This is a genomic window from Bradyrhizobium sp. JYMT SZCCT0180 (assembly GCF_018130165.1).
Lineage (GTDB): Bacteria > Pseudomonadota > Alphaproteobacteria > Rhizobiales > Xanthobacteraceae > Bradyrhizobium.
Window position 1 is genome coordinate 98,497 of record NZ_JAFCLZ010000016.1, and the last position, 25,992, is coordinate 124,488.

At 62.7% G+C, this 25,992-nt stretch carries 26 protein-coding genes and 1 tRNA gene; 15 read left to right on the forward strand and 12 right to left on the reverse strand.

Going from position 1 to position 25,992, the window contains the following annotated elements:
• Positions 1-29: 29 nt before the first annotated feature.
• From JQ641_RS23490 to JQ641_RS23500, 3 genes are all read left to right on the forward strand, one after another.
• Positions 30-824 (forward strand): enoyl-CoA hydratase, encoded by a 795-nt coding sequence (locus JQ641_RS23490; RefSeq protein ID WP_211998272.1) that lies wholly within the window; start codon positions 30-32, stop codon positions 822-824.
• Positions 825-835: 11 nt separating this feature from the next.
• Positions 836-1,600 (forward strand): VOC family protein, encoded by a 765-nt coding sequence (locus JQ641_RS23495; RefSeq protein WP_211998273.1) that lies wholly within the window; start codon positions 836-838, stop codon positions 1,598-1,600.
• Between the two features lie 127 nt (positions 1,601-1,727).
• Positions 1,728-3,842 (forward strand): acetate--CoA ligase family protein, encoded by a 2,115-nt coding sequence (locus JQ641_RS23500; protein WP_211998372.1) that lies wholly within the window; start codon positions 1,728-1,730, stop codon positions 3,840-3,842.
• A 156-nt stretch (positions 3,843-3,998) separates the two neighbouring features.
• Here JQ641_RS23500 and JQ641_RS23505 read toward each other — a convergent pair whose 3' ends face one another.
• The 3 genes from JQ641_RS23505 to JQ641_RS23515 form a co-directional block, all read right to left on the reverse strand.
• Positions 3,999-4,817: an enoyl-CoA hydratase/isomerase family protein gene (locus JQ641_RS23505; RefSeq protein WP_211998274.1), complete on the reverse strand. Its 819-nt coding sequence runs from the start codon at positions 4,815-4,817 to the stop codon at positions 3,999-4,001.
• A gap of 138 nt (positions 4,818-4,955) precedes the next feature.
• The gene (locus tag JQ641_RS23510) at positions 4,956-6,116 is read right to left on the reverse strand and encodes an acyl-CoA dehydrogenase family protein (protein ID WP_192736508.1); all 1,161 of its coding nucleotides are present in this window, start codon (positions 6,114-6,116) and stop codon (positions 4,956-4,958) included.
• A gap of 34 nt (positions 6,117-6,150) precedes the next feature.
• Positions 6,151-7,215, reverse strand: coding sequence for an acyl-CoA dehydrogenase family protein (locus JQ641_RS23515; RefSeq protein WP_211998373.1), 1,065 nt, complete (start codon positions 7,213-7,215; stop codon positions 6,151-6,153).
• 280 nt (positions 7,216-7,495) lie between these two features.
• On the opposite strand from JQ641_RS23515, the gene JQ641_RS23520 reads away from it, so the two are divergent.
• Positions 7,496-8,278 (forward strand): SDR family NAD(P)-dependent oxidoreductase, encoded by a 783-nt coding sequence (locus JQ641_RS23520; protein WP_211998275.1) that lies wholly within the window; start codon positions 7,496-7,498, stop codon positions 8,276-8,278.
• 127 nt (positions 8,279-8,405) lie between these two features.
• On the opposite strand, the gene JQ641_RS23525 is transcribed toward JQ641_RS23520, so the two are convergent.
• Entirely contained in the window at positions 8,406-8,684 is a 279-nt protein-coding gene (locus JQ641_RS23525; protein ID WP_211998276.1) for a GlsB/YeaQ/YmgE family stress response membrane protein, read from the reverse strand.
• 60 nt (positions 8,685-8,744) lie between these two features.
• The gene (locus JQ641_RS23530) at positions 8,745-9,347 is read right to left on the reverse strand and encodes a YidB family protein (RefSeq protein ID WP_211998277.1); all 603 of its coding nucleotides are present in this window, start codon (positions 9,345-9,347) and stop codon (positions 8,745-8,747) included.
• A gap of 149 nt (positions 9,348-9,496) precedes the next feature.
• On the opposite strand from JQ641_RS23530, the gene JQ641_RS23535 reads away from it, so the two are divergent.
• Entirely contained in the window at positions 9,497-10,498 is a 1,002-nt protein-coding gene (locus tag JQ641_RS23535; RefSeq protein ID WP_211998278.1) for a 2-dehydropantoate 2-reductase, read from the forward strand.
• A gap of 247 nt (positions 10,499-10,745) precedes the next feature.
• Positions 10,746-10,949 (forward strand): protein-tyrosine phosphatase family protein, encoded by a 204-nt coding sequence (locus JQ641_RS23540; protein ID WP_211998279.1) that lies wholly within the window; start codon positions 10,746-10,748, stop codon positions 10,947-10,949.
• Positions 10,950-11,146: 197 nt separating this feature from the next.
• Here JQ641_RS23540 and JQ641_RS23545 read toward each other — a convergent pair whose 3' ends face one another.
• Both JQ641_RS23545 and JQ641_RS23550 read right to left on the reverse strand, forming a co-directional pair.
• A complete protein-coding gene (locus JQ641_RS23545; RefSeq protein WP_211998280.1) occupies positions 11,147-11,761 on the reverse strand; it encodes a hypothetical protein in 615 nt (204 codons plus the stop codon).
• Positions 11,758-12,036: a hypothetical protein gene (locus JQ641_RS23550; RefSeq protein ID WP_211998281.1), complete on the reverse strand. Its 279-nt coding sequence runs from the start codon at positions 12,034-12,036 to the stop codon at positions 11,758-11,760. The genes JQ641_RS23545 and JQ641_RS23550 overlap by 4 nt, the downstream gene beginning before the upstream one ends.
• A gap of 252 nt (positions 12,037-12,288) precedes the next feature.
• On the opposite strand from JQ641_RS23550, the gene JQ641_RS23555 reads away from it, so the two are divergent.
• From JQ641_RS23555 to JQ641_RS23580, 6 genes are all read left to right on the forward strand, one after another.
• Positions 12,289-12,927, forward strand: coding sequence for an RraA family protein (locus JQ641_RS23555; protein ID WP_211998282.1), 639 nt, complete (start codon positions 12,289-12,291; stop codon positions 12,925-12,927).
• A 46-nt stretch (positions 12,928-12,973) separates the two neighbouring features.
• On the forward strand, positions 12,974-13,345 hold the full coding sequence (locus JQ641_RS23560; protein ID WP_211998283.1) for a cupin domain-containing protein: 372 nt from the start codon (positions 12,974-12,976) through the stop codon (positions 13,343-13,345).
• A gap of 46 nt (positions 13,346-13,391) precedes the next feature.
• Complete coding sequence (locus JQ641_RS23565) at positions 13,392-14,360, forward strand: tripartite tricarboxylate transporter substrate binding protein (RefSeq protein ID WP_211998284.1); 969 nt, start codon at positions 13,392-13,394, stop codon at positions 14,358-14,360.
• A gap of 211 nt (positions 14,361-14,571) precedes the next feature.
• Positions 14,572-14,841 carry a hypothetical protein gene (locus JQ641_RS23570; protein WP_211998285.1) on the forward strand — a complete coding sequence of 90 codons (270 nt, stop codon included), beginning with the start codon at positions 14,572-14,574 and terminating at the stop codon, positions 14,839-14,841.
• A 202-nt stretch (positions 14,842-15,043) separates the two neighbouring features.
• On the forward strand, positions 15,044-16,600 hold the full coding sequence (locus JQ641_RS23575) for a peroxidase family protein (protein ID WP_211998286.1): 1,557 nt from the start codon (positions 15,044-15,046) through the stop codon (positions 16,598-16,600).
• 119 nt (positions 16,601-16,719) lie between these two features.
• A tRNA-Arg gene (locus JQ641_RS23580) sits at positions 16,720-16,796 on the forward strand.
• A 29-nt stretch (positions 16,797-16,825) separates the two neighbouring features.
• Here the strand turns inward: JQ641_RS23580 and JQ641_RS23585 are convergent.
• The 4 genes from JQ641_RS23585 to JQ641_RS23600 all read right to left on the reverse strand — a co-directional run bounded on the left by JQ641_RS23585 (position 16,826) and on the right by JQ641_RS23600 (position 20,219).
• Positions 16,826-17,731 carry an amino acid ABC transporter substrate-binding protein gene (locus JQ641_RS23585; protein WP_211998287.1) on the reverse strand — a complete coding sequence of 302 codons (906 nt, stop codon included), beginning with the start codon at positions 17,729-17,731 and terminating at the stop codon, positions 16,826-16,828.
• A gap of 1,112 nt (positions 17,732-18,843) precedes the next feature.
• Complete coding sequence (locus tag JQ641_RS23590; RefSeq protein WP_211998288.1) at positions 18,844-19,086, reverse strand: hypothetical protein; 243 nt, start codon at positions 19,084-19,086, stop codon at positions 18,844-18,846.
• Positions 19,087-19,244: 158 nt separating this feature from the next.
• Positions 19,245-19,598, reverse strand: coding sequence for a phasin family protein (locus JQ641_RS23595; RefSeq protein WP_211998374.1), 354 nt, complete (start codon positions 19,596-19,598; stop codon positions 19,245-19,247).
• A gap of 237 nt (positions 19,599-19,835) precedes the next feature.
• Entirely contained in the window at positions 19,836-20,219 is a 384-nt protein-coding gene (locus JQ641_RS23600; RefSeq protein WP_211998289.1) for a hypothetical protein, read from the reverse strand.
• A 60-nt stretch (positions 20,220-20,279) separates the two neighbouring features.
• Here JQ641_RS23600 and JQ641_RS23605 point away from each other — a divergent pair, with 60 nt between their 5' ends.
• Positions 20,280-22,355 carry a methyl-accepting chemotaxis protein gene (locus tag JQ641_RS23605; RefSeq protein ID WP_211998290.1) on the forward strand — a complete coding sequence of 692 codons (2,076 nt, stop codon included), beginning with the start codon at positions 20,280-20,282 and terminating at the stop codon, positions 22,353-22,355.
• 13 nt (positions 22,356-22,368) lie between these two features.
• Here the strand turns inward: JQ641_RS23605 and JQ641_RS23610 are convergent, their stop codons facing one another.
• Entirely contained in the window at positions 22,369-22,893 is a 525-nt protein-coding gene (locus JQ641_RS23610; protein ID WP_211998291.1) for a YybH family protein, read from the reverse strand.
• Between the two features lie 189 nt (positions 22,894-23,082).
• Here JQ641_RS23610 and JQ641_RS23615 point away from each other — a divergent pair, with 189 nt between their 5' ends.
• Entirely contained in the window at positions 23,083-24,054 is a 972-nt protein-coding gene (locus JQ641_RS23615; protein ID WP_211998292.1) for a LysR family transcriptional regulator, read from the forward strand.
• Between the two features lie 215 nt (positions 24,055-24,269).
• Positions 24,270-25,952, forward strand: a complete 1,683-nt coding sequence (locus JQ641_RS23620) for a methyl-accepting chemotaxis protein (RefSeq protein ID WP_211998293.1) — start codon at positions 24,270-24,272, stop codon at positions 25,950-25,952.
• Positions 25,953-25,992: the final 40 nt, after the last annotated feature.

The window sequence follows — 25,992 nt, forward strand, 5'->3', positions numbered from 1 at the left end:
AAATCCAATAAACACGAAAGAACCCGCACATGAGCCAGAACGAAATGGTCCTTCAGCAGCTCGACCAGGGCTTGCTCACCATCATCATGAACCGCCCCGACCGGCGCAATGCACTCAATCCGGACATGACGCGCGGGCTGGTCGATGCGGCGCGGCGCGCGGCCGAGGATCACGAGGTGCGCGCGGTGCTGCTGAAGGGCGCCGGCGGCACGTTCTGCGTCGGCGGCGACGTCAAGTCGATGGCGGAGGGCCGGGCGCCGCTGTCGTTCGAAGCCAAGATGGTCAATCTCCGCCGCGGCATGGAAGTCTCGCGCATCCTGCACCAGATGCAAAAGCCTGTGGTGGCGCAGGTCGACGGCGCCGCGGCCGGCGCCGGGCTCTCGATCGCGCTCGCCTGCGACCTGCGGGTCGCCAGCGCGTCCTGCAAGATCACGACGGCGTTTGCAAAAGTCGGACTGTCCGGCGACTACGGCGGCACATATTTTCTTACCCAAATGCTCGGCAGCGCCAAGGCGCGCGAACTGTATCTGACTTCGCCGGTGCTGAGTGCGCAGGAAGCCTACAATCTCGGCATGGTGACCAAGGTCGTGCCGGACGCGGAAGTCGAGGCGGTCGCGTATGATCTGGCGCTGTCGCTGGCGCAGGGTCCGTCGATCACGCTCGGCTACATCAAGCGCAACATCAACAATGCCGAGACGATGTCGCTGGAAGAATGTTTTGACGCCGAGGCGATCCACCATTCGCGTTCAGGCGAGACCCTCGATCACAAGGAAGCGGCGAAGGCGTTCGTCGAGAAGCGCAAGCCCGTTTTCCAGAATCATTGAGGGGGCTTGAAATGGCTGGCTATATGAGGCTGCGGCAGATCTGCCTGGTGGCGCCGAAGCTGGAGCCCGTGATTTCGGACATTGCAGGGATCATGGGGCTGAAGGAGTGCTTCCGCGACGGCAATGTCGCCGAATACGGCCTGGAGAATGCGCTGCTGCCGGTCGACACCATCCTGCTCGAAGTGGTGGCGCCGTTCCAGCCGGGCACGGCGGCGGGCCGCTTCATCGACAAGAATGGCGGCCGCGGCGGCTATATGGCGATCTTCTGCTGCGATGACCCCGACGCCTACGGCAGGCGCGCCAACGAGATGGGCGTGCGCACCGCGAACGTGATCACGCACGCGCCCTACCATGGCGTGCAACTGCACCCGCGCGATTGTCGCGCCGCCTTCATCGAGTTCAACCACACCGAAGGCAGCGACGACATTCTGGGAACCTATCCGCCGGCCGGTCCCGACTGGCAAAAGTCGATCGCCAAGGATGTGACGCTGGCGCTGACCGACGTCGAGATGGAAAGCCCGGAACCGGAGGTGTTGGCCGCGCATTGGGGCAAGATCATCGGCGTCGCCGTCAGCAAGAACGCGAAGGGCGAGCCGGAGCTGAAACTGCCCAACGCCAGCTTCCACTTCGTCAAGGGGCCAGCCGATTTGATGAGCGGGCTGACGTTCAAGGTCGCCGATATCGCCAAGGTGCGGGATGCGGCCAGGGCGAAGGGCTGCAAGGTGACCGGGGACGGGTTTGATCTCTGCGGGGTGAGGTTTAATCTCACGGCTTGATTGACGCGTGTTCACCCAGTCGTCATGCCCGGGCTTGTCCCGGGCATCCACGTCTTTAAGGTCTGAAACACGAAAGACGTGGATGGCCGGGTCAAGCCCGGCCATGACGGAGACACAGGACCACCCCATGCCGCATCCGCTCGACAGCTTCTTCGCGCCCGACAGCATCGCGCTGATCGGCGCCTCGCGCGATCATGAGAAGATTCCGGGGCGGCTGCTGTCGATGCTGCGGAAGAACGAATATCCGGGCAGGATTTATCCGATCAACCCGAACTATCCCGATATCGACGGGCTGCAATGCTACAAGACCATCGCCGAGGTCGGCGCGCCTGTCGATCTCGCCATCATCATCATTCCCGCCCGCGCCGTGGTGGGCGCGCTGGAGGAGTGTGCCGCGGTCGGCGTCAGGAATGCCGTCATCATTTCCTCGGGCTTTGCGGAGGAAGGCGGCGACAGCGCTGTCATGCAGGACAAGATCGTCGCGATTGCGAAGCGCACCGGCATGCGGATTTCAGGTCCAAATGCCGAAGGTTTCCTGAGCGAAGTACAGAAGGTCGCGGCCACCTTCAGCCCGACGGTCGACGTCAAGCCGGGTCATGTGCCTGTTGTCGCGACCACAAGACGGGTCGCCATTGTCGCGCAAAGCGGCGGCATCGGCTTTGCCATCAAGCATCGCGCCAAGGCGCTTGGCGTTGCGATCAGCTATTGCGTCAGCGCCGGCAATGAAAGCGATCTCGGCGCCGGCGAATTTCTGGACTACATGGTGCAGGACCCTTCCACCGACGTGATCCTGCTGTTCATCGAGGGCATCCGCGACGTCGACAAGTTCCTCGCCGCCGCGCGCCGCGCCGCGGAAATGCGCAAGCCCGTCATCGTGACAAAAGTCGGCCGTTCCGGCGCGGGCGAGCGCGCCGCGGCCTCGCACACCGCCAGCATGGCGGGATGGTCGGCGGCCTATGACGCGGTGTTCGCAAAATATGGCTTCATCGTCTCCAACGATCTCGACGAAGCCGTGACGATCGCGGCGGTGCTGACGACGAATCCGCTGCCGAAGGGCGACCGCGTCGCGGTGCTGACCGTGTCCGGTGGCGGCGGGATCTGGGGCGCCGACACGGTCTCGATGCAGGGGCTGAAGGTTCCGGAACTGTCGCAGGCGGTACAGAGCCAGATCAAGCAATGGATGCCGTCCTACGGCGCGGCGGGCAATCCGATCGATGTTACCGCGCAGGGCGTCAGCAGCGGCGGCTTGCAGAAAAGTATCGAACTGTTTGCCAGCTCCGACGAAGTTGATGCGACGCTCGTGATCATGTCGTTCTCCAGCGACACGCGCATGCCGTTCAAGGAAGCCGAGCTGAAGCCTGTCATCGCGGCCCAGAACAAGCCGGTGGTGTTTTACTCCTACACGCTGCCGTCCGACTTCGCGCGGCGGGAGCTCGCGAAATCCGGCGTCGTCGTGCTGTCGGGCTTGACCCATGTCGGCGTCGCGATGCGGCGGCTGGTCGAACTCGCGAATTTCAAATTGGCGCCGCCGGCTGATGTGGCGGCATTGCCGCCGCGCGATCTATCCGCGCATCTGAAATCGGCCGCACTGTCGGAGTTCGACAGCAAGTCACTGCTGCGTGACGCCGGCATTGCATTGCCGGACGAAATGCTGGTGACCGATCGGGCCGAACTGGACGCCGCGATCGCCCGCGCGGGCTTTCCGCTGGTCATGAAGATTCAGTCGCGCGACATCCCGCACAAGAGCGAGGTCGGCGGCGTCCGCGTCAACATCACGACCAAGGGCGAGGCGTTCACGACCTATGGCACGCTTCTCGACAACGCGCGAAAACACCGGCCGGACGCCGCGATCCAGGGCGTGCTGGTCGGGCCGATGGCCAAAAAGGGCGTCGAGATCATCGTCGGCACGCTGACGGACAAGGTGTTCGGGCCGGTCATCATGGTCGGCCTCGGCGGCATCACGACGGAATTGTTTCGCGACGTGATCTACCGGCCGGCGCCGGTGAGTGCGGAAGAGGCGACGGTGATGCTGGGGGCGCTGAAAGCCGCGCCGCTGCTGAACGGGTTTCGTGGCGCGGCGAAGGCTGATGTCGCCGCGCTGTCGCGGTTGATATCAGAGCTGTCGGTGCTGGCGGCGCAATATGCGGGTGAGGTTTCGGAGATCGAGATCAATCCGGTGCTGGTGCATCCGGAGGGGCAGGGCGTGACGGTTGTCGATGCGTTAGTCGTACGCAAGAACTAACAGCATCGTCGTCCCGGCCTTGAGCCGGGACCCATACTCCGCGGCCGTAGTTGTTCAAGTAGGTATCTAACGCCGTTGCTCACACCGATAAGCCGCGGCGTATGGGTCCCGGCTCAAGGCCGGGACGACACTGTTGTTGAAGCTGCAGCTTCGATCTCACCGCCCCTTGAAATTCGCGACCCTTCGCTCCGCAGTCGCCTTGACGCCTTCCTTGAAGTCTTCGGTGGCGCGCAGGCGGGACTGTTCGGCGAGTTCGTGATTGGTCGCGGCCAGCACGCGGTCGGCGAGACCGGCGCGCATGGTGGCGCGGGTCGAGAGCAGGCCGAGCGGCGAACATTCGGCGATTTCAGCTGCGAGCTTCATGGCTTCAGTGCGCACCTGATCCTGCGGCACGCAGATATTGGCGAGGCCCATCTTGGTGGCCTCCTCGCCGGTGATGCGGCGGCTGGTGTAGAAGATCAGCTCGGCGTTGTTCTTGCCGACCAGTTCGGGAAGCGTCGTGGTCAGCCCGAAGCCTGGATGAAAACCGAGTTTGGTGAAGTTGGCGGCAAAGCGCGCTTCGGGGCAGGTGACGCGGAAGTCCGCCGATACCGCCAGCCCGAGGCCGCCGCCGATGGCGGCGCCCTGTACGGCTGCGACGACCGGCTTCTTGGCGCGGAAGATGCGCACCGCGTGCAGATAGAGACTGTTGATCGAACCGAGGCTGTCGGCGGGATCGCCCTTTTTGGCCGCTGCCGCCTCGGCCGCTTCCTGCTCCTGCCGTTTTGGGTCGCTGAAATTGGCGCCGGCGCAGAACGCCTTGCCCTGGGCGGCGAGCACCGAGGCGCGGATCTCGATATCCTGGTCGAATTCCTCCAGCGCATCCGCGATCTGGTTGATCAGCGAGATGTCGAAGAAGTTCAGCGGCGGCCGCTGGATTTCGATCAGGCCGACATGGCCGTGCTTCTCGACGCCGATATCCGTGTATTTGGTCATTTTGTTTCCTCGTTGAATGAGCGCAAGCCGGGCCGCGCTAGAGCGCGATGACTTCTCTTCGATTCGTCATCCCACTCTAGCTCTTTGTTTGAGCATGATCTTTTCGGAAAACCGGTGGCCACTTTTCCGGATCATGCTTTAGCGCAAACCGAGCCCACGGGCGATGATGCCGCGCAGCACTTCGGTGGTGCCGCCCTGGATCGTCAGTTTTGGTGCGGTCTTGATCGCAAACGAGAGCTGGTTCTCCAGCGTCTCGCGGTTGGTGGCGGTTTCCTCGACGAACGCCGCGAGGTCGCGCACCCGGTGGGGCAGCGCCTGCTCCCACACCGTGCCGATGTCTTTCACGATGGAGGCCTCCACCACCGGCTCCTTGCCGGCCTGCAGCATGCCTGCCACCGACACCGACATGCGCCGCATCGTGTGCAACTGCGCCACCAGGCGGCCGATGCCTTCGGCGCTGCGGGTATCCGGGTTCTTGCCGACCGCGCGGACCAGTTCGGTCAGCACGTAATAGGTTTCCAGAAAACGTTCGGGGCCCGAACGTTCATAGGCAAGTTCGGAGGTCGCCTGCTTCCAGGCGCCGTCGACTTCGCCGAGCACGTGATCTTCGGGGACGAAGAAGTCGGTGAAGACAACTTCGTTGAATTCGTACTGGCCGGTGATCTGCTGGATCGGGTTCACCTCGATGCCCGGCTGTTTCATCTTGACCAGAAACTGCGTCAGGCCGTGGCGGCGGTTTTCTTTCGTGGGCGGTGACGTCCGGAAGATCGCGATCATGTAGTCGGCGATGTGAGCCGAGGAGGTCCAGATCTTGGTGCCGTTGATCAGATAGCCGCCGTCGGTCTTGGTGGCGCGGGTCTTGGCCGCGAACAGATCGGAGCCCGAGTTCGGCTCGCTCATGCCGATCGCAAAGCAGACCTCGCCGCGGCAGATGCGCGGCAGGATGTCCATCTTGATGTTCTCGGGTGCGTATTTCAGCAGCACCGGGCCGCTCTGGCGGTCGGCGACGAAGAAGCGCCGCGTCGGCGCGTTGGCGACGCGCATCTCTTCGGTGACTACATAACGCTCGAGGAACGAGCGCTCATGGCCGCCATACTTCTTCGGCCAGGTCATGCCGAGCCAGCCCTTGGCGCCGACCCGGCGGGAGAATTCCGGCGCGTCGGTGTCTTCGCGGTTGGGCTGGTGCGGATCGAAGGTGCCAGCGGCGATCTCCTCGGCGAGGAAGGCGCGCACTTCCTTGCGAAGCTGTTCGCATTCGGGCGGCAGGCGGATCGGATCGAAACGGAGGGCTGCGGTCATGGTGCGTCTCTATGCAGGCAAACGGGTGTGAAAATCAGCGCGAGGCCACCAGCGGCCACAATTCATCGGCGCCACGGTTGGCCACCAGCCTGCCGAGCTCGACCGCCCAGTAGCTTTCGGAGCCGAAATCGTCGCGCCATCCGAGCGCCCGCAGCGAGTAGCGATGCAGGATGTGCTCGCTGGTGAAGCCGATCGCGCCATGCACCTGATGGGCGATGCCGCCACCCTTTTCGGCTGCTTCCGAACAGCGGATTTTGGCCGATACCGCTTCGAGGAACACTTCGTCGTTGAATGAAGTGGCATTGGCGATGGCATCTGCGGCCGAAGTCGCTGCGGCAAGGGCTGCTGCCGACTCGCCGGCGAGCCGGGCGAGGTTGTGCTGCACCGCCTGGAATTTCGAGATCTTCTTCTCGAAGGCGACGCGCTCGTTGGAATAGCGCACGGAAATTTCCAGCATCGATTCCAGCGCGCCTGCGATCTGCAGGGAGCGGGCGACGCCGCCCATCAGCATCAGATGGGTCTGCTCAAAACCCTTCGGCGCCGGCCTGGTCGTCACCGGCTGCACCTTGTCGAAGGTCACGGTGTCGCTGTGATCGCCACCGAGGCCAAGACCGGAATCGATCCGGCACTTGGCGGCTTCAACGAGCGCAATCGAGAGCCCCTTGGCATCGCTGGCGACCACCGCGATGTGCTTGGCGGCCTTCGCAAACGGCACGCCGCGGGCCTTGCCCGACAGGCTGCCATCGGCGTTGAGCGTGACACGGTCTTTCGGGCTTGCGGGCGCGACCGTCATTTCACCGTCGGGCGAGGAGATTTTCGCCTGCGCCAGCAGCCATCCCGCCAGCATCGTTTCCACCAGCGGTACCGCGACGGCATGGCGCCCGGCGGCGCTGAGAACGGAAAAGCCTTCGGCAAGGCTCGCGCCCGAACCGCCGCAATCCTCCGGCACCCAGGACAGCGGCAGGCCGGACTCGCTCAGCGCCTGCCAGAGCGGGGCCTTCCACGCGCCGTTCTTGTCGCGATTGATGGTTTGGGCGTCGGCGAGATCGGCGAAGATCTTCTCCGCGGTCTCGGCAACGATGTTCTCACTCTCCGCCACAGCGTTCCTCATCTTGATTGGCTCAGTCTATTGGCACTGGGCCCGGCTGTTCCGCCGGCTTCAAGTGCGGTCTTTTCTTGCGCTTTATGATGCGGAAAAGCCATAGCCCTGACAAGCGCTGCCCGCAGGGCCGCCTGCGGCGACGGCATACAGCGCGACAGGCGAAGAATAAATTCCGTGCAACGGATTTCCCCGATTTGCAGGGACTTTGCCGCGCGATATGGTAGACGCGGAAATGGACGGTTCGAACAAAGTTTCAAAACAAAAAGAGGAAATGCGGATGTCGAAGGATGGTTTGTACGCGATCGTAACGGGTTCGGCATCCGGCCTTGGGGCTGCGACCGCGGCCATTCTGGCCAAGGGCGGTGGACGTATCGTCGTCAATTATTCCAACAGCAAGGCTGAAGCCGAAGCGACCGCTGACCTCTGCCGCACGGCCGGCGCCGAAGTCATCGTGGTGCAGGGCGACGTCTCGCGCGACGAGGATTGCAAGAAGATTGCCGCGGCTGCCGCATCCTGGGGGCGGCTTGACGTGCTGGTCAACAATGCCGGCACCACCAAGCACGTGCCGCACGACAATATGGATGATCTGACGGCGGAAGATTTCCAGCGCATCTATGCCGTCAACACCATCGGCCCGTTCCAGATGATCCGCGCCGCGCGCGCGCAGCTCGAAGCGGGCGCCAAGGCCGCTGGGCGGGCGTCCGCCGTGGTCAACGTGTCGTCGGTAGCCGGCATTTCCGGCGGCGGCTCGTCGGTCGCCTATGCCGCGAGCAAGGGCGCGCTCAACACCATGACGCAATCGCTGGGCCGCGCATTGGCGCCGTTGATCCGCGTCAATACGGTATGCCCGGGCTACATCGATACGCCCTGGTTCACCAAGGGCCGCGGCGAGGCTGGCGCCAAGGCGGTGCGGGATTCGGTGATTGCGAAGGTGCCGCTGAAGACGGCCTCAACGGCTGAGGATATCGCGCAACTCGTCTGCTTCCTCGCCTCGCCGGCGTCGGGACAGATGACCGGCGAGTTCGTGCGCATGGACGCGGGGATGCATTTGGTTTTGTGAGGGCGCGAAACGCTATTCGGAAATCGTAGGGTGGGCAAAGCGAAGCGTGCCCACCAAATTCAAGCGCGGATAGAATGGTGGGCACGGCGCGAAGAGCGCCTTTGCCCACCCTACGCTTCGGCAACTGTTATCGATTACCCGGATCCGAAATCACGCGGCTGGCGACCAGCCGGTTCCAGATGAACAGCACGATCAGCGCGCCGACGGTGGCGGTGACGAAGCCGGCGCCCTGATTGGCGCTGTAATAGCCCATCGCCTGGCCGATGAAGGTCGCGAGAAACGCGCCGGCGATGCCGAGCACCGTGGTCAGGATGAAGCCGCTCGGGTTGTTGGGGCCGGGCGAAAGCAGGCGCGCGATAATTCCGGCGACAAAGCCGACGACAATGACCCAGATAATGCCACCCATGGCGATGGTCCTTTGCAAGGTTCTATGAGGGAGAATGCGGCGCGCGAGCGCGCCGCGGTATCAAAGCCGGCCTGAGATTTCGTTCTCGTCCGGCAGCCTTCCGTCCGGCGTCAGGTGATTGATCACGTCAGGCAGATACTGGCTGAGACCTTGCAGCAGATCATTGCGCGACATACCGGTCTGCGAGGTCAGCGATTCGATCTGGTCGGCGCCGAGCGCACTGGCAAGATCGCCCGGTGCGATCTCTTTGTTGGGGCCGTTGCTGACCCATGAACTCGCCGTATCGCCCTGGCCCTTCTCCTGAAACTGCTTGAGCAGGTCGCCGAGACCGCCGCTCAAAATGCTGCCGGCCGCGCCGCCAGCGAGCAAGCCGCCGAGGCCGCCCTTCATCAGATCGCTGAGACCCCCTCCGCCCATGGCGTTACCGAGGCCGCCGGGCAGGCCCGCAGTTACGTTGCCGGGCAGTTTCGGCGGGGCAGAAGGCGCCGAGGGCGCTGCACCCGGCTGACTGCCGCCGAAATGTTTCACGGCTTTCCAGGCCAGCAGGGCCAGGATCGCCATGGTCATCGGCGACATGCCCTCCTTGCTGTCGGATTGCGCGTTCGGGTTGCCGGGCCCGCGCGGGCCGTTCTGCATGCCGTTGAGTATGTCGAGTAAACCCATGGTGGTCTCCTGCAGCGTGTCAGCCCCCGGGCGAAACATAACGGTGGCCCATGACGGTTACAAGGCGCGCCCGGACAAGCGTTTGCGCCTTCGATAGGCACCGGGTGCCGGTTCTGCTATCGAAGGGCCGGCAATAGAGACAATTGAAGATGAACGCAGGCCGAACGATTGGCGTGGCGGGCGCGGGCAGCATCGGATGCTTCGTCGGCGGCATGCTGGCGGCCGGCGGCCGTCGTGTCGCCTTGCTGGCACGCCCGCGCGTGATCGCCGAGATCGAGGCCAAAGGCCTGCGGTCGACGAGCTTTGAAGGTTTTGACCGGACGATCGAAGCGAAGGCGCTGAAATTGTCGGATGATCCGTCGATCTTCGCGGATGCTGGCGTTGTGCTGGTCACGGTCAAAAGCGCCGATACCGCCGAGATGGCGGATATCATCGCAAGGAATGCGTCGTCCGATGTCATTGTCGTCAGCCTGCAGAACGGCGTCGGCAATGTCGCGGTGCTGCGCAATCGCTTGCCCGGCCGGCGCGTGCTCGGCGGCATGGTGCCGTTCAATGTGATCACGGCAGGCGAGGGGCGGTTTCACCGCGCGACGTCGGGCGACATCGTGATCGAACAGGACGCCGCCGGTACCGCCGAAAAGCTTTCAGTGCCCGGATTGAACATGCGCCCAACCGGCAATATCGAAGGCGTGCAATGGGGCAAGCTGCTGCTCAATCTCAACAACGCGCTCAATGCGCTGGCCGATCTGCCGCTGCGCCGCCAACTCGCGCAGCGGCCTTGGCGGCGGTTGTTTGCCGACCAGGTGACGGAAGGATTGGCGGCGATGCGCGCAGAGGGCATCAAGCCGGTTTCGCCGACGCCGCTGCCGCCGGGCTGGATGCCGCATTTACTGCGTTTGCCGGATATGATGTTCGAAGCCGTGCTGGGATGGACGATGAAGATCGATCCCGAAGCGCGCTCCTCGATGTGGGAAGATCTGCAACGCGGCCGCCGCACCGAGATCGATTATTTTCAGGGCGTCATCACCGAGATTGCCGAGCGGCGCGGGCTGGACGTGCCGCTGTCGCGCCGGGTCGTCGAACTGATCCGCAAAGCCGAGGCCGCCGGCCAGGGTTCGCCGGGGCTGACACCGGATCAGATCCGCAGCTGAAATTGTCGGTTGCCTTGAAATGGCAATGATGGGGCAGGAGTGTCGCGCTGACCAATGCCGCACATTCGGGGCCTCGTGGTTCGAGACGCGCGGCCTTGCCGCGCTCCTCACCATGAGGGTCCAAGATCTCATCTATAAGACCTCATCCCCGCGTGAGCGTAAGCTCATCGCTGGAGGAGGCGCAAAGCGCCGTCTCGAAGGATGAAGCCACCGAAGTGCGCCAGAGCGAATAAATAGGAGAAGCGGCATGACACCAACACGCGCAACGCTTCTGGCGATGGCCTTGCTCGGCTGGCTATCCGTGCTTCCCGCGCATGCCGTGCCGCCCGTTGCCACGCCGTCGCCGGGCTATGAGGCAAGGCTGCAGGAGCAGCGGGCGGCCGCGGCGCGGGCCCATAGACCGGTCGCGCCAGTGACGAAGCCGCCGCGCCGGAGCAAGCGCGCCTGGTGAACTGATTGATGCCGACGATGTCTGCGACGCGATGGTGTATTGATGGGAGTTCTCCCTCGCCCCGTTCTTACGGGGAGAGGGTTGGGGTGAGGGGCCTCTATCCACGAGCGCTGGTGCAAGTTGACGGACCTGTACCCCCTCACCCGCCGCGCAAGAGCGCGGCGACCTCTCCCCGCAAGCGGGGCGAGGTAAGAAAATCAGCCCCGCTTCGGCTTGCTCGGCGTCGGGTTGCTCGGCGTCGCGCCGAACAGCTTCTTCAGATCGTCGATGCTTTGCGACAGTCGCGGCCATTCGCAGGAGAAGGAATCTTTCTTGCAGTTGGAAGCCTTGATGCGCGCCGCCTGCTTGACCGGGCTTGCCACCGGCACCGGGATTTTTTCGACCTCGGTTCGCAACGCCACCTGCTGCACGGCGCGCTGCGATTCCTGCTCCTGCTGCAGTTGTTGCTTGGCCGTCAAGGCCGCGGCGATGCTGCTGCGGCGCTGGCTTTCGAGATAGGCGGTATATTGCTGGTCGATCTTCTTCTGCTCTTCCGGCGTCGGGTTGGGCCCCGCGATGTCGAAGGTCCGGTCCTGCATGAAGTCGTAATAGGTGTAGCCGCCGCCGGGCTTGCGGCGGCCGGCGAACTTCGCGTTGCATTCGGCAAGCGCTGACGTCCTGTCTTCCTTGGTCTTCGCCTTCTCGGCGGCGTCAGCGCAAGATTCGAAATCGACCGGCGTGCCGCGCCACCACTGCGCATGCGCATGCACCGGGCCCAGCACCACGAGGCCGGCGACGGCTGCGATAGCGGGCAGCGGTGATAACGCAATCACGGACGAAGTTTCCTCAACAACGCGAGTTCCAAAGTTGATTTGCGGTCATGGATTAAACGGATTGTCGCCATTTTGACAGGCCTTGTCACCCCCGGAACCCGGCGATTTTCCAGCGCTGATTTCTTTCCTGAGATCGATGGAACCCAGCGGCGGTTCGTTGGAATTTGTTCTGGAAATTCAACGCGAAAGAGGTTTAGAGCATTGGGCGCAAGCTGGCCGGAGGCGGCTTGTGTCGCAGTCACCCCTGTTGACGCATTGTGGCAGGACTTTGCCATTTATTCCGAGCGCCGGCCCGGTGCGGTTTCGCCGAACATCGTGCACCAATGAAGGGGCGAGCTCACATCCGATGAAAATCCGTTCGATCCGCCGCCGGATTTCCCGGCGAGTTCACGCGATCCCGATGCAAAACAGCCCGTTGGAATAGAATTTGGGCATATCAATCTGTGTAAAAAGGTATTTGATTGCCTGGGTTTGGCGCTATCAAAGATGTCCGCGCACAAGAAGAAGCATCAGGGGAAACCAACTGCATGAGCGTCACCATTGCCATGGATAGCGTACCAAAGCCGGCGTCTGACTTGATCGAGGCATTCAGGAGCGCGTCGACATCGATCATCAGCGACAACCTTGCCCGGCTGCCGGGCGCCGTGGGGCTGCGGCCGTTCCATCGCAGCGGCAGGCTGGTGGGCGCAGCCTTCACCGTCCGCACCCGGCCGGGCGACAATCTGGCCATTCACAAGGCGCTTGAGCTGGTTGGACCGGGCGACGTGATCGTCGTCGATGGCGGCGGCGACGAGAGCCGGGCGCTGGTCGGCGAGATCATGAAGAACATTGCCGAGTATCGGGGGGCAGCGGGCTATGTGATCGACGGCGCGATCCGCGACGTTGCCGCGTTCGCCGCGTCCGATTTCCCATGCTTTGCCCGTTCGGTCATTCATCGAGGTCCCTACAAGAGCGGCCCCGGCGAAATCAACGTGCCGGTCTCGATCGGCGGGTCGGTGATATCGCCGGGTGATATCGTGGTGGGGGACGAGGACGGCGTGGTGTCCTTTCCGGCAGCGATCGCACCTTCGTTGCTCGAGGCGGTGCGCGCCCAGACCAGGCGAGAAGAGGAAACGTTGGTGGCGATCCGCGAAGGCCGCTATCAGGGCTCCTACGGCAAATCATGATCGAGACGCAACGGACATTGGGACAACTAAGGTTGAGGAAGCGACGATGAGTCAGAGGGACGAGTTTCACAATCTGGACAACCCGGATGACGGGCTGTTTCGCGATCTCGCGCCGGGTCTCACCACGCGCATCTTCGCCGGCGAGCAGGCCATGCTGTCGGTGGTGACGCTGGCGCCGCACTCGCAAGGCACCCTGCATCACCACCCCGAGGAGCAATGGGGCGTGCTGCTCGAAGGTTCGGCCGTGCGGGTGCAGGGCGATGAGGAGATTACGGTGAAGAAGGGCGATTTCTGGCGCACGCCGGGAAACGTGCCGCACACCATGCGCGCCGGGCCGGAGGGCGCCCGCGTGCTCGATATCTTCAGCCCGCCGCGGCCGGAATACAGAAAGCCGGGATCGGGCTTCGGTAATCAATAAATCTGCGAAACAAAAAACAAGCGCAGCAACAATCAGGGGGAGAGAAATGAAGAAGATCACGCGACGAGCCATGCTGGCGGCGTCGGCCGCATTCACCTTCGCGCCGTCGCTGGCCTTGGGGCAAGCGGCGAAGAACATGACGCTGGTGGTGCCATTTCCGCCGGGAGGATCCACCGACGCGCTGGCGCGGCTGCTGCAGTCTCACTTGCAGACCAAGCTCGGCCGTGTCGTGCTGGTGGAGAACAAGTCGGGCGCCGCCGGTTCGCTTGGCGCGGCGCAGGTGGCCAAGAGCCCGCCTGACGGTTCGTCGTTTCTCGTGACCTTCGATTCTCACGCGGTGATCCCATCCATTCTTGAAAAGCCGCAGGTCGATGTCGAGCAGGATCTGATGCCGGTGTTTCTCGTCGGCACCGCGCCCTACGTGATCGCGGCGAACGCCAGCCGGCCGTTCAAGACCTTTGCCGATGTCGTTGCGGCGTCGAAAAAGGAGCCCGGCTCGATCAAATACGCATCCGTCGGCATCGGCACCCTCGGCCATCTGGCGATGACGATGCTCGCCAAGCAGGCCGGCGTGGAAATCACGCATGTGCCGTATCGTGGCGGCGGACCGGCCATGAACGACGTGCTCGGCGGACACGTCGATCTGATCGCCGGGTCGGCGGCGTTGATCATGGCGCAGTTGGGGACCAATACGCTTCGTCCCATCCTGCAGCTGGGGCGCGAGCGGATGCCATCGCTCCCTGAGACGCAAACGGGGATCGAAGCCGGCTACCCTGATTCGGAGACGCTGGCCTGGTGGGGCATTTTTGCGCCCAAGGGTACGCCGCCTGATGTCATCGATGGCCTGGCGAAGCCGGTCCGCGAAATTCTGAGCGAGCCCGCGGTCGCGGCGCAGCTGCGCGAGACGCAGCAAATGACGCTGCTGCTGTCCGACGCCAAGGATTTCGGCACGTTCTTCGCCAAGCAGGTCAGCGCCTGGGGCAAGGTCGTGCGCGAGAACAACATCAAGGCGTAGGACGGGTTCTCATCTTCCTGGTTTTTCGGGACGCGATCCGGCGGCCGCCTGGCAGGGCGGCCGCGGCGGCCACATGCCCGTATGATCCCGGACTATCCCAAAGACGCATAGGAAAAGCGGCCGACTCGTGGCGAAGTTCCGGGAACCGCGTCCAACCTTTATGGTTTCCGCGCGTTGTCAGACTAGAGAAGTCACCCTTTCGGAGATCGCTGTGAACAGCACACTCACGTTGAAGCCCCGTCCCAGCAATACGGCATTGATCGCCTGGCAGTTCACCGGGCAGCCGTTGTACGAATGGCCGAGCTGGGTGCAGTCGAGCTGCTCGCTTCAACGCGGCGACGACGGACAGCTCGAGCTTCGACACGAGCGGCGGAGCGGCGCGCAGATCGTCTATCTCGGTGAGTGGCTGGTCCACGATCTCGACGGCGGCATCTGCTTCTACACCGACGCCGAAATCCGCAAAGAGTTCGAGCTCGCCTGAGCGCCATTGACCTGAGCGCTATTGCCGCAGTCAAGTCAGCGGCGAAGTGTGAACCACGCAACAATCTGCCGCAATCTATAGGTTTATAGCTGTTGTCACTCACCCAGAGGGGCAATGCTGAAATTTCGAATCGTATTTTAAGGAACTGAGACGACTCAACTGGCGCCCCTCTCCTCATAGTACTTCCTGATTGGAGAAAGCGATGGCAACAGAAGTGAATGTCCAGCCCGGCCATGGCAAAGCTGGCCGTCATCCGACGAGGCAATTTCTCGATACGCTTTCCGGGCACGACGATCCCGGCATGTTCGGTCGGATGTTTCCGACCCTCGATCCGCTGGCGGTCGATGACAAGCCGCTGCAGGAACTCGCCGACGCGATGAAAGACCCGAACCCCGGCGATCCCGCCGGGAATAACACCAAGGTGCCAGCCGGCTTCACCTATCTCGGGCAGTTCGTCGATCACGACATCACGCTCGACCTGACGTCGTTCGGCGACAAGGAGGCCGATCCCAACGCGGTCGAAAACTTCCGCACGCCCGCGCTCGATCTGGACAATGTCTATGGTCTCGGTCCGGATGGCAGCCGGCAGCTCTACGCGCGCAATCCCGGCGATCTCGACGGCAAGACGCCGGGTCCGAAACTCCTGATCGGAAAGACCATCAGTGTGCCGATCGGCAATGTAACCATCACCCCTCGCAATGATCTGCCGCGCAATCCTGAAGGCTTTGCGCTGATCGGCGACCACCGCAACGACGAAAACCTCGTGGTCGCGCAGACCCATCTTGCGATGCTGAAATTCCACAACAAGGTGTGCGATCAGCTGGCGGCGAAAGGCACGCCGGTCGGCGAGATCTTCGCGGAGGCCCGCCAGATCGTGACCTGGCACTATCAATGGATGGTGCTGCACGATTTCGTCGAGCGCATCACCGAGAAGGGCATCGTTGCGAAAATCCTCGAACAGGGGCGCCGCTTCTACCGCTTCAAGAAGACACCCTATATGCCGGTCGAGTTTTCCGGGGCCGCCTACCGGCTCGGCCATAGCATGGTGCGCGAGGTCTACAGCCACAACCGTATCTTCACGCCCGGTCCGGGCGGAATCGTTCCGGCCTCACTCGAACTGTTGTTCGGCTTCACCGGTCTGTCCGGCGGCATCATCGGCGATCTCGCACCCAATCCGCCGGTGCCGCCGCTACCGCTCCCGCTGCTGTCCAGCAACTGGATCATCGACTGGCGGCGCTACTTTGAAGTGCTGGCCACCAATCCCGCTGACGTCAGGCTCAACCCCTCGCGCAAGCTCGATCCGTTCGTGGTGCCGCAACTGCATACGCTGCCGGGCGGCGGCGGCAGCCTGCCGTTCCGCAATCTGAAGCGCGGCGTGCTGCTCGGATTGCCGTCGGGACAGGATGTCGCCAAGGCGATGCGGATCAAGAATCCGCTGACTTCGGCCGAGATCGCCAAGGGCACCGACGGCGCGGTGGCCAAGAAGCATGGCCTGCACGAGCACACCCCGCTCTGGTACTACATCCTGAAAGAGGCCGAGCAACGCGGCGGCGGCGAAAAACTCGGACCGGTCGGCGCCACGATCATCGCCGAAGTCTTCGTCGGCCTCGTGCATGGCGACCGCCAGTCGTATCTGTGGCTCAAGGGCAAGAACTGGAAGCCGACGCTGCCCTCGAAGACACCGGGCGATTTCACCATGGCCGACTTGCTGCGGTTCGTGGGCGATATCAGTCCGATCGACGGGATCTCGACGGTCTAGCGGCAAAATCACCGAAGAATCCTGCGATTGCGTTGTAAATCACGGCGCAATCGCAGGCTGGCGATCAGGCTTCCGCTCTGGTATGGAATCGCGATACCCGCCCGATTCAGCGGGTTCGCGGTCCCGTAGCTCAGCCGGATAGAGCGACGGTTTCCTAAACCGTAGGTCGCATGTTCGAGTCATGCCGGGATCGCCAGTTAATTCAGTCCGCCGCCATTCGCGCCCTCAGCGCTCGTAGCTTGCCGGGTCCGCGCTGTCGGATGGATTTGCGAATGCGTTGCGCAACACCTTGGGCATCGGATTGCGAAAGTTGAGGCCGTTCGGCGGCACCGGCGATTCGAACCACTTCTTGTAGATCAATTCGATCTCGGGGCTGCGGTACAGGTTCGCGGTCGCGCGATCCGCCACGGTCTTGAACGCCGCATCATCCTTGCGCAGCATGATCCCGTAAGGTTCGGCCTTCGAAAAGGCTTCCTCGCTGATGATGTAGGCCGACGGGTCTTTTGATCGCGCGATCGCGACGGCGAGTTGCACGTCGTCGAGGACGTAGGCGGCGGCGCGGCCGGTCTCCAGCATCAGGAACGCCTCCGCCTGGTCCTTGGCGGCCAGCACCGCAACGCCGAGATTTCGTGTGCTGCTGGCCTGGGTGAGCTGCACCATATTGGTCGAGCCTGATATCGCGACAACAGGCTTTCCTTTCAGCGCGTCGATCGTGGTGATGTTGTCGGTCTTCCGCGCCGCAAAGCGGGTCGCCGACAGGAAATGCGAGTTCGTGAACGCCACCTGGCGCTGCCGCTCCGCGTTGTTGGTCGTGGACGAGCAGACCAGATCGACCGTTCCATTCATCATCAGCGGAATGCGGTTGGACGACGTCACCGGGCTGGTCTCGACCTTGAGGCTGGAAAGCTTGAGTTCCTGCTTCACCGCGTCCACGATCTTCATGCAGATATCGACCGCGTAGCCGATCACCTTCTGATCGCTGTCCAGATAGCTGAAAGGCACCGAGGCCTCCTGGATGCCGAGGACGACCCTGTTGGTCTCCTTGATCTTCTGCAGCGTCCCGGTCAGCTCGCTGGCGTTTGCAGAGACGGTCATCAGGGTAGCGGCGATCATGATCGCTGGCAGGCGCATCGGGTTTACTCCATGGCTATCGACAGGTCGCGTGAGGGCGATGCGCGGCGAAACCGGGTGCATCAATCCATCGTGCATTCCTAGCCGACACCGCCCGATCGGGATACCGAAGCCTGCACATAGCAGCTATAGAGCTATTCTATCGTGGAGTTGCGGCCAGGAACGATACCGGTGGTGGGCAAGGTCGCTGCTGCCGCGACCGTGCGCCGATCCGCTGCCGGGCTCGCGCCAACGGATAATCCGGCCATGCCTCCCACGCCGCCCAATTTGACGGCGATGGTCGTTTCGACCCGCGGGATCAGTATCTGATGACGGCTATGATTGCGGCGACAATGAATGCAGCGACAAGCGAAAGCGCGCGATCAAGTGTTTTCGATCGGGGTGTTGCAGTCGAGTCGGTCGGTTCCATGACGTTACGTCGGTGGCCGCAGTTCACCAACGAGCCAGCCAACATCGCCGGACTTCATTGGATCTGACGCGATAACAATTTTCTCGACGTTGCCGCATCTGGAACAGCCGAACGTGCGAAGCTCAAACCCGGTGGGTCCAGGCGATATCTGCGCAAGGTTCATGCGCGTTTGACATGTTTGGCAGCGGAGGTGCTGTATGGCGAGCAGCGGAATTGCGGCTGGGTAAGCGGTCATTGCAATCCACCCTTTGAGTCAGGCGGGAGCGCAAAGCTCTCAGTCACCGGAAGATGCCGAGGCGGGCGGTGATGGAACCAGCATGCTCGCCTTGTATTCGGGGCGCTGGTCAATATCGCTCAGGTTCCGAAATAAATTAAACGCAAACGACGTTACGTTTCGAAGCCGAGGCCATGGCACCGACTTCGGTCATCGCAAACCGCCGACCAAGAAATTTGCGCGCATGATCAAAATTGAACAGACAGTTTAGATTCCACCACCGAAGATGGATTTGGCGGCGGGTAGGCGCAATGAGGAAGAGGTGGACACCGCCAAAGCGCCATCTGCATAGCACTGATACGGCCCCAAAGTGCAACCGGGCAAGACAGACTGCCGCCAGTGTCTTGTCAGGCCCACGAGGGAGTCTTGCATCACCTGCAGGACTCCCTCTGGCCGCTTAAATCCCGCTCGTTTCCGTTGGTGGCGGCCCTAGGTGCCACGCTGCCGGTAATCGAACGCGGTCAGGCCATGGATCGCACGCGCGCATATCTTGTCGGCGTCGCGCTCGCCACTCTCGGCGGCCTGCAAAACCTTTCGGGCGATGATTTCACGATCCACTTCGAGCTGGCCGATGTTCTGAAGCGTTTGACATGCAAGGTCGTACGCCTGGTTCACGGCCAAGACCTCCTCTGGATCGAGCGAGCGATTCCGGGAACGATTGGATATGGTCATGATGCTCCTCGTAACAGCTGCGAGCGCAGTTTCTCGGATGCTTGAAAAATGAACAAACTGAAGGGCATCGGAAAAGGTCTCGCGATGCACAGGCGACGTTGCTCTGACATCGCGAGGCAAGACCTTTCGATTTGCAGTAATCTAACGAATTACAAGAACTATCGGTTCGTCGAATTGGTCCCAACGCCGAAGCCGCCGAATGGCTTGTAGGACTGCTTGGCAAGATCGCCGTACAGCGCGCCAATCTTCTGCGACTCGGTTACGAATGTTTCGTAAGCCGTCTTCGCGTACTCGGTTTGAATTTCAATCGCCTTCTCGAACGATCTGACGCCTGAGAGCTTCTCGACGAAGGACCTGGTGTCTTCAAACGATTTCTTCGTGTAGTCGCCGTACGCCGTGGCAAGCGCCTGAAAGCCGGCGGGGAAGGTGGTGGATGACGCGGTCGCTACGTCGATCCGTTCTTTATCAGGCTCTTGCTGCATGGAGTTCTGATTCCGGTTTCCATTCGACATTTTTGATGTCCCTTTGTTTCCTTGACAGCGAACCAATGGCTCGCATTGGCAATGGTTGCCCCAAAGCAGCAGTTCCCGCTTGGTCATTGGGCGTTGCTTGTGTGTTCGTATGATGATTCCGGAACTGCTGTGCATGCCGGCCGTGTCGCACAAGGGCAATCGCCGCTCAATCCGGCGCAATCGCAAAACGCGGCAGAACGAACGGAAGCGACAAACGCGAATGCGCCCGCCTCGCCGTCACATCGTGGCGGCAACGCGAACTGCCGATTTTCCTTGATCGGAACGTCGCGGGCTTCGATCCGTTGTTATGACGTTCCCATGAAAGGAAACGACATGACGAACCAAAACCAACCCGGTCAGCAGAATCAAACGCCGGGTCAGAAGCCTGGTCAACAGCAGGGCGGCGGTCAGAATCCGGGCCAGCAGAGTCAGGCTCCAGGCAAGGGTGACAAAGATCCCAAGCTGGCGCCCGATCAAACCAGCGACACCGATACCTAACTGACAGAAACGGCCCGCCTCGGCGGGTCGTTTTCGTTTGGCCGAGCCAAATGTCGTTGCGCAGTATTGCGCGCCCTCACGCTCGCAGCTCGGCGCCCTCCCGTAATTATACCGTTCGTCCATTAAGCCCGCTTTAGCCCCTGTTTGCGTATTTTGCCGTCCCCACGGCAATGGAAACAGAACATGCGAATCGGTCGACTCTTTGCGGTATCAATGCTCTCGGTGACGATCCTGGCGGTCGTCCTTGGTGCGCAGGTTCTCGTTCCGCAGTATCGTACCTTCGCCGACAAGTCCGAAGCGATCAAGGCCGTGGAAGCCTACGGCGCGGTGCTGGCGGTTGGCCAGCAGGTCGCCGCGCATCGCGCGCCGTATGTCAGTCCGTTGTTTCAGGAGGGGCCCGCGACGCCGGCCCAGCGTGAGGCCATTGCGAAGGCCGCGCAGTTGGCGGACGCGGCGTTTGCCAATGCCCGTACGGCCGTCGGTACGCTGAGCGATAGCGCCACCATCATTGCAGGCCTCAACCAGGCGGCGGCGAAGCTGAACGAGGTTCGCGCCGCGACGGACCGCGCGCTCGCGGCCCCCATGAGTGGGCGCGACGCCGCCGTGGTCAAAGGCTTTCTGCCCGGCATCGGGCAGGTCGTTGCGATCATCGAACCGGTCTTGAACCGGCTTGAAAATCAGGTGGCGAGCGCCGACGCGTCGCTGACGGCGCTGCTGAACGTCGCCCGCACGGCGCAGGACCTGCGGATCAGTGCCGGCGGCCGCGCCGCGACGATGTCGCTTGCGATCAGCACGCGCCGCCCGCTGACCGCGGTCGAAATATCCATGATGGACCGTGGCCAGGGCCGCGTCGATCTCGATCGCGAACGGATCGAGGCCGGTGTGGATCAGATCGGCAGTCCGCCACGGCTCGCAAAGGCCATGAAGGACGCGGTCGATCTCTACTTTGGCAAGGCCGCGCCATGGCTCGAGAAGGAAATGCCGGCCGCGCGCGGCGACGGCAAGTACGCCATCAATTCCGAAGAGCTCGCCGCCACGATCGTGCCCGCGGTGCAGAGTTTCTTTGTCGTGCGCGATGCCGCATTGGCTGAAGCCGCCGAACGCGCAGGTGCCGCGCGCGATGGGGCGCTGACGATGCTGGCGCTGGCGGGCCTTGCCGTTGTCGCACTGCTCGGCGTGCTCGCCGGCGTCACAATGATGCTGCGCCGCCGGGTGATTACGCCGCTCGCCAATCTGACCGACGTCGTCGGTGACCTCGCCGCCGGCCGCCATGACGTCACCATCCCGACGATCGAGCGCGCCGATGAGATCGGCGCGATGGCAGGTTCATTGCAGGTCTTCAAGGAAGCCCTGATCGCCAAGAAGGCCGCCGATGAGGCGGCGGCGGTAGAGGCCGATGCCAAGATCCAGCGCGGCCAGCGCGTCGACACGATTACCCGCGACTTCGAATCGATGATCGGCGAGATCGTCGAGATCGTCTCGACGGCCTCGAGCGAGCTTGAAGTATCGGCCGGGACGCTGACATCGAACGCGGACCGTTCGGAGAAACTGGCCACCACGGTGGCGGCAGCCTCCGAAGAAGCCTCCACCAATGTGCAGTCGGTCGCCTCCGCCACCGAGGAAATGGCATCGTCGGTCAACGAGATCAGCCGTCAGGTGCAGGATTCGGCGCGGATCGCCTCCGAAGCGGTGGAGCAGGCACAGCGAACCAACGATCGCGTCGGCGAGCTCGCGAAAGCGGCGGCCCGGATCGGCGATGTGGTGGAGCTGATCAACACCATCGCCGGCCAGACCAATCTGCTGGCGCTGAACGCCACCATCGAGGCGGCGCGGGCGGGCGAGGCGGGACGCGGTTTTGCCGTCGTGGCGTCGGAAGTGAAGGCGCTGGCCGAACAAACGGCCAAGGCGACCGGTGAGATCAGCCAGCAGATCAACGGCATCCAGGCCGCAACGCAGGAATCGGTCGGCGCCATCAAGGAAATCGGCGATACCATCGGGCGGATGTCCGAAATTGCGTCGGCGATCGCAGCCGCGGTCGAGCAGCAGGGCGCGGCGACGCAGGAAATTGCCCGCAACGTGCAGCAGGCCGCGCACGGCACGCAGCAGGTCTCTTCCAACATCGCCGACGTCCAGCAGGGCGCCAGCGAGACCGGATCGGCTTCTTCCCAGGTGCTCGCCGCGGCAAAATCGCTGTCCGGCGAAAGCAGCCGCCTCAGGCGCGAGGTCGGCCAGTTCCTGAGTTCGGTCCGGGCGGCCTAAAGACGGGACGGCCTCAGGACTTTTCGCCGAGCCGCGCGCCGCGGGCGATGGCCGCGGCCGTCTCCAGGCCGACGTAACGGACCAGCGGATCGGCATGGCGGTGGACCAGCTGCCATTCCGAACCATGCTTGCGATAGACCTGGGTAACGCGGAGTGACCAGTCCTGACCGGGCAGGCCGCCGACCTCGCCATGCTGGCGCTCGATCATCACGAGAACCACCAGACCGTCGGACGCGTAGCTCTGCACGAGTTCGAGTTTCGCGTCGCCGTTTCTGAAGTATTTGGCGAGCTGCGCCAGGCGTTCGGGGCTGGCATCAAAGCCGCGGCTGGTCGGGCCGCCGAACGGCTGCATCAGCGTGAAGTCATCGGCGATGCGGATCATGCGAGACCATTCGTCCATGTCGCCGCGCATGAAGGCGACCGCTTGCGCCTCGGTGCGCTGGATCAGCTCCGCGACCGGGGGCCCCGCGCTGGCGGCTGAATTGGCTAGGCATCCCGACGGCCGGAACGACAGGGACGCCGTCAGTGCGGCCGTCATCGCCGCGCGTCTCGATAGGCCGGCGAGCGGGCAAGCAGAAGGTTTACCTTGGTCCAATGGCCGTCGTGTCCTGCACAAGAATCCGAACATGTGAGCACTCCCGATTTGATTTCGGCCGGATCCATGACGTCCGGCGGGGTGCATTTGCCACTTCATTGGCAATGAATAAAATGATATGATTTCACCAATATGCTGAACAAAATTGATCTCTCCAGGGCCGACCTGAACCTGCTGGTGCTGTTCGAAATCCTGATGGAGGAGCGCCACGCCGGGCGATCCGCCGAGCGGCTGAACCTTTCGCCATCGGCGGTCAGCCATGGCCTCGGACGCCTGCGCAAACTGCTTGATGATCCCCTGTTTCTCAGGACGCCCAAGGGCGTGGTGCCGACCGCGCGGGCCAGCGAACTCGCGGCGCCCGTTTCCGAAATCCTGACCCGCATCCGGGGCGTGGTGTCGAGCAGCGCGCCGTTCGATCCGGCGCGATCGACGCGCCGCTTCGTCATCGGCGCGCCGGACGGAACGTCGGCGGTGTTCCTGCCGCCATTGCTCGAAGCGTTACGGAAGACCGCGCCGGGAATCGACATCGGGATCCGCCAGATTCTGCCGACGCACGGCCAGCCCACGCCCGACCTTGCCTGGAAGGAAGCGCTGGCCGATCTCGAAGCGCGCGACATGGATATCGCCGTGATCCCGTTCGACGATGTGCCGGTGCGCTTCCACAAGCAAACGCTCTATCAGGAAGAGTTTGTCATCGCCGCGCGCGCGGGCCACCCGTTTCAGAAAGCACCGCGCTTGCGGAACTACTGCGAGATGCAGCATCTCGTCGTCTCGCATACCGGGGATGCCTATGGCTTCGTCGATGTCGAACTCGCCCGGCAAGGATTGTCGCGCCGCGTCGCATTGACGGTGCCGAACTTCACCTTTGCCCTCGGCGTGCTGGCTGAAACCGATCTGGTCTCGGCGTTGCCGCGACGGTTCGTCGAGATGCACGGTCCACGCTTTGGAATTGTCGCCGTCAAGGCGCCGATCGCGCTGCCGCGCTTCGCCATCAATGCGGTTCTCCCAAAGGTTGCAATGATGGATGCCGGCGTTGCCTGGCTTGTCGCGGCGCTCGACCAGATCAAGACGACCCGTATACGCAAGCCGAAGCACTCCATTTGAGCGATCGGGCGCGAAAACACGCCCTCATACCTGGCTGCCCTGCGCGAGACGGTAACGCCGGCCGGGTACTCAGGTGTTCCAGGTCGACCACAAAGCTCAACAATATCAATACAACCGAGTCCCCGGTTCCACCCAGTGCATGCTTAAAAGTTCGCTAACAAGTCCCGGCTATGTTGAAGCGGTTATTTTCCGTCTCAGGCCCAGGATTTGACCCGATGTTCTTTTCCCGCATCAGCTTCAAGCTTGCCGTCATGATTGGTCTCAGTCTCGCCGGCATGATCGTGATGGCCCCGATCGCGCTCTACACCATGCGCGGGCAGATGATGACGGACCGTCAGGTCAAGACGCAGCAGATGATCGATATCGGCTACGGAATCCTGACCCACTACCAGAAGCTGGAAGCCGACGGAAAGCTGCCGCAGGCAGACGCTCAAAAGGCCGCGATCCAGGAACTCAAGAGCCTGCGCTACGACAAGGTCGAGTATTTCTGGATCAACGACATGTCGCCGAAGATGATCATGCATCCGATCAGGCCCGAGCTTGACGGCAAGGAACTCGGCGAGATGAAGGATCCGAACGGCAACCGGCTGTTCATCGGATTCGTCGACGTCGTGAAGTCGAAGGGCGCCGGCTTCTACAGCTATCTCTGGCCAAAACCCGGCTTCGACCAACCGGTGCCGAAGATTTCCTATGTGAAAGGCTTCACGCCGTGGGGCTGGATCATCGGCACCGGCATCTATCTCGACGACGTCGATGCGGTGTTCAAGCAGACCGCCCAGATGTTCGCGCTGGTCTGTCTGGCCGTGTTCGCGCTGGTGCTGATCAGCTCGTTCTTCATTGGCCGCAGCGTGACGCGGCCGCTGACGACCATCACCAACCTGACCGACCGGCTGGCGTCCGGCGATACCGCTTTCGAGGTCCCCTATACGCAGCGCAAGGATGAGGTCGGCGCGCTCGCCAAATCGCTGCGCGTCTTCAAGGACAATGCCGAGGCGGTGGCCAAGATGCACGCCGAGCAGGCGCAGCTGAAGACCGAGGCCGATGCCGAGAAGCGCAAATCGATGATGGATCTCGCCAGCAAGTTCGAAGCCAGCGTTCAGGCCGTCGTCGGTGACGTCATCAGGGACGCCAGCGAAATGCAGGGCACCGCGCAAGGGATGTCCCATACCGCGAGCCAGGCGAGCGACCGCTCCAAGGCGGTGGCGATGGCTTCCCAGGAGGCGTCGTCGAACGTGCAGACGGTGGCGTCGGCCGCTGAAGAACTGTCGGCTTCGATATCCGAAATCACCCAGCGCGTCGGACACGCCGCCCAGATCGCCGACAAGGCCGCCGCCGACGGCCAGCGCACCAACGAGACCGTCCAGGGCCTCGCGATTGCCGCTCACAAAATCGGCGAAGTGATCGGCCTGATCAACGACATCGCCTCGCAGACCAATCTGCTGGCGCTCAACGCCACCATCGAGGCGGCCCGCGCCGGTGAAGCCGGCAAGGGCTTTGCGGTGGTCGCCAGCGAGGTCAAGTCGCTCGCCAGCCAGACCGCCAAGGCGACCGAAGAGATCAGCGCGCAGATCAACGCCATTCAGGCCGAGACCCAACAGGTGGTCGAAAACATCCAGAGCATTCGCTCGACGATCATGGAAGTGAACGAGATTTCGTCCTCGATTGCGGCCGCCGTCGAACAGCAGGGCGCTGCGACGCAGGAAATCGCTTCGAGCGTCCAGAAGGCCGCGGCCGGCACCAACCAGGTCTCGCAGAACATCACCGACGTCACCACGGCGACGACGGAAACCGGCGAGAAGGCGCAGATGGTGCTGCAGTCCGGCGACCGGCTCGGCCGCAAGCTGAAGGCGCTGCAGGACGAAGTGTCGAGCTTCCTTGCCGGCGTAAGAGCGGCGTAGGGTATGATCGGTTCTGTTTGAAGCAGACCGCAGCTCTGGT

Excerpts from the sequence above, each read along its gene's own strand:
- JQ641_RS23490 (WP_211998272.1), top strand. The coding sequence starts at position 30 with ATGAGCCAGAACGAAATGGTCCTTCAGCAGCTCGACCAGGGCTTGCTC.
- JQ641_RS23495 (WP_211998273.1), top strand. The coding sequence starts at position 836 with ATGGCTGGCTATATGAGGCTGCGGCAGATCTGCCTGGTGGCGCCGAAG.
- JQ641_RS23500 (WP_211998372.1), top strand. The coding sequence starts at position 1,728 with ATGCCGCATCCGCTCGACAGCTTCTTCGCGCCCGACAGCATCGCGCTG.
- JQ641_RS23505 (WP_211998274.1), bottom strand. The coding sequence starts at position 4,817 with ATGACCAAATACACGGATATCGGCGTCGAGAAGCACGGCCATGTCGGC.
- JQ641_RS23510 (WP_192736508.1), bottom strand. The coding sequence starts at position 6,116 with ATGACCGCAGCCCTCCGTTTCGATCCGATCCGCCTGCCGCCCGAATGC.
- JQ641_RS23520 (WP_211998275.1), top strand. The coding sequence starts at position 7,496 with ATGTCGAAGGATGGTTTGTACGCGATCGTAACGGGTTCGGCATCCGGC.
- JQ641_RS23525 (WP_211998276.1), bottom strand. The coding sequence starts at position 8,684 with ATGGGTGGCATTATCTGGGTCATTGTCGTCGGCTTTGTCGCCGGAATT.
- JQ641_RS23530 (WP_211998277.1), bottom strand. The coding sequence starts at position 9,347 with ATGGGTTTACTCGACATACTCAACGGCATGCAGAACGGCCCGCGCGGG.
- JQ641_RS23535 (WP_211998278.1), top strand. The coding sequence starts at position 9,497 with ATGAACGCAGGCCGAACGATTGGCGTGGCGGGCGCGGGCAGCATCGGA.
- JQ641_RS23540 (WP_211998279.1), top strand. The coding sequence starts at position 10,746 with ATGACACCAACACGCGCAACGCTTCTGGCGATGGCCTTGCTCGGCTGG.
- JQ641_RS23550 (WP_211998281.1), bottom strand. The coding sequence starts at position 12,036 with ATGGCAAAGTCCTGCCACAATGCGTCAACAGGGGTGACTGCGACACAA.
- JQ641_RS23555 (WP_211998282.1), top strand. The coding sequence starts at position 12,289 with ATGAGCGTCACCATTGCCATGGATAGCGTACCAAAGCCGGCGTCTGAC.
- JQ641_RS23560 (WP_211998283.1), top strand. The coding sequence starts at position 12,974 with ATGAGTCAGAGGGACGAGTTTCACAATCTGGACAACCCGGATGACGGG.
- JQ641_RS23565 (WP_211998284.1), top strand. The coding sequence starts at position 13,392 with ATGAAGAAGATCACGCGACGAGCCATGCTGGCGGCGTCGGCCGCATTC.
- JQ641_RS23575 (WP_211998286.1), top strand. The coding sequence starts at position 15,044 with ATGGCAACAGAAGTGAATGTCCAGCCCGGCCATGGCAAAGCTGGCCGT.
- JQ641_RS23585 (WP_211998287.1), bottom strand. The coding sequence starts at position 17,731 with ATGCGCCTGCCAGCGATCATGATCGCCGCTACCCTGATGACCGTCTCT.
- JQ641_RS23590 (WP_211998288.1), bottom strand. The coding sequence starts at position 19,086 with ATGACCATATCCAATCGTTCCCGGAATCGCTCGCTCGATCCAGAGGAG.
- JQ641_RS23595 (WP_211998374.1), bottom strand. The coding sequence starts at position 19,598 with ATGTCGAATGGAAACCGGAATCAGAACTCCATGCAGCAAGAGCCTGAT.
- JQ641_RS23600 (WP_211998289.1), bottom strand. The coding sequence starts at position 20,219 with ATGGACGAACGGTATAATTACGGGAGGGCGCCGAGCTGCGAGCGTGAG.
- JQ641_RS23605 (WP_211998290.1), top strand. The coding sequence starts at position 20,280 with ATGCGAATCGGTCGACTCTTTGCGGTATCAATGCTCTCGGTGACGATC.
- JQ641_RS23610 (WP_211998291.1), bottom strand. The coding sequence starts at position 22,893 with ATGACGGCCGCACTGACGGCGTCCCTGTCGTTCCGGCCGTCGGGATGC.
- JQ641_RS23615 (WP_211998292.1), top strand. The coding sequence starts at position 23,083 with ATGCTGAACAAAATTGATCTCTCCAGGGCCGACCTGAACCTGCTGGTG.
- JQ641_RS23620 (WP_211998293.1), top strand. The coding sequence starts at position 24,270 with ATGTTCTTTTCCCGCATCAGCTTCAAGCTTGCCGTCATGATTGGTCTC.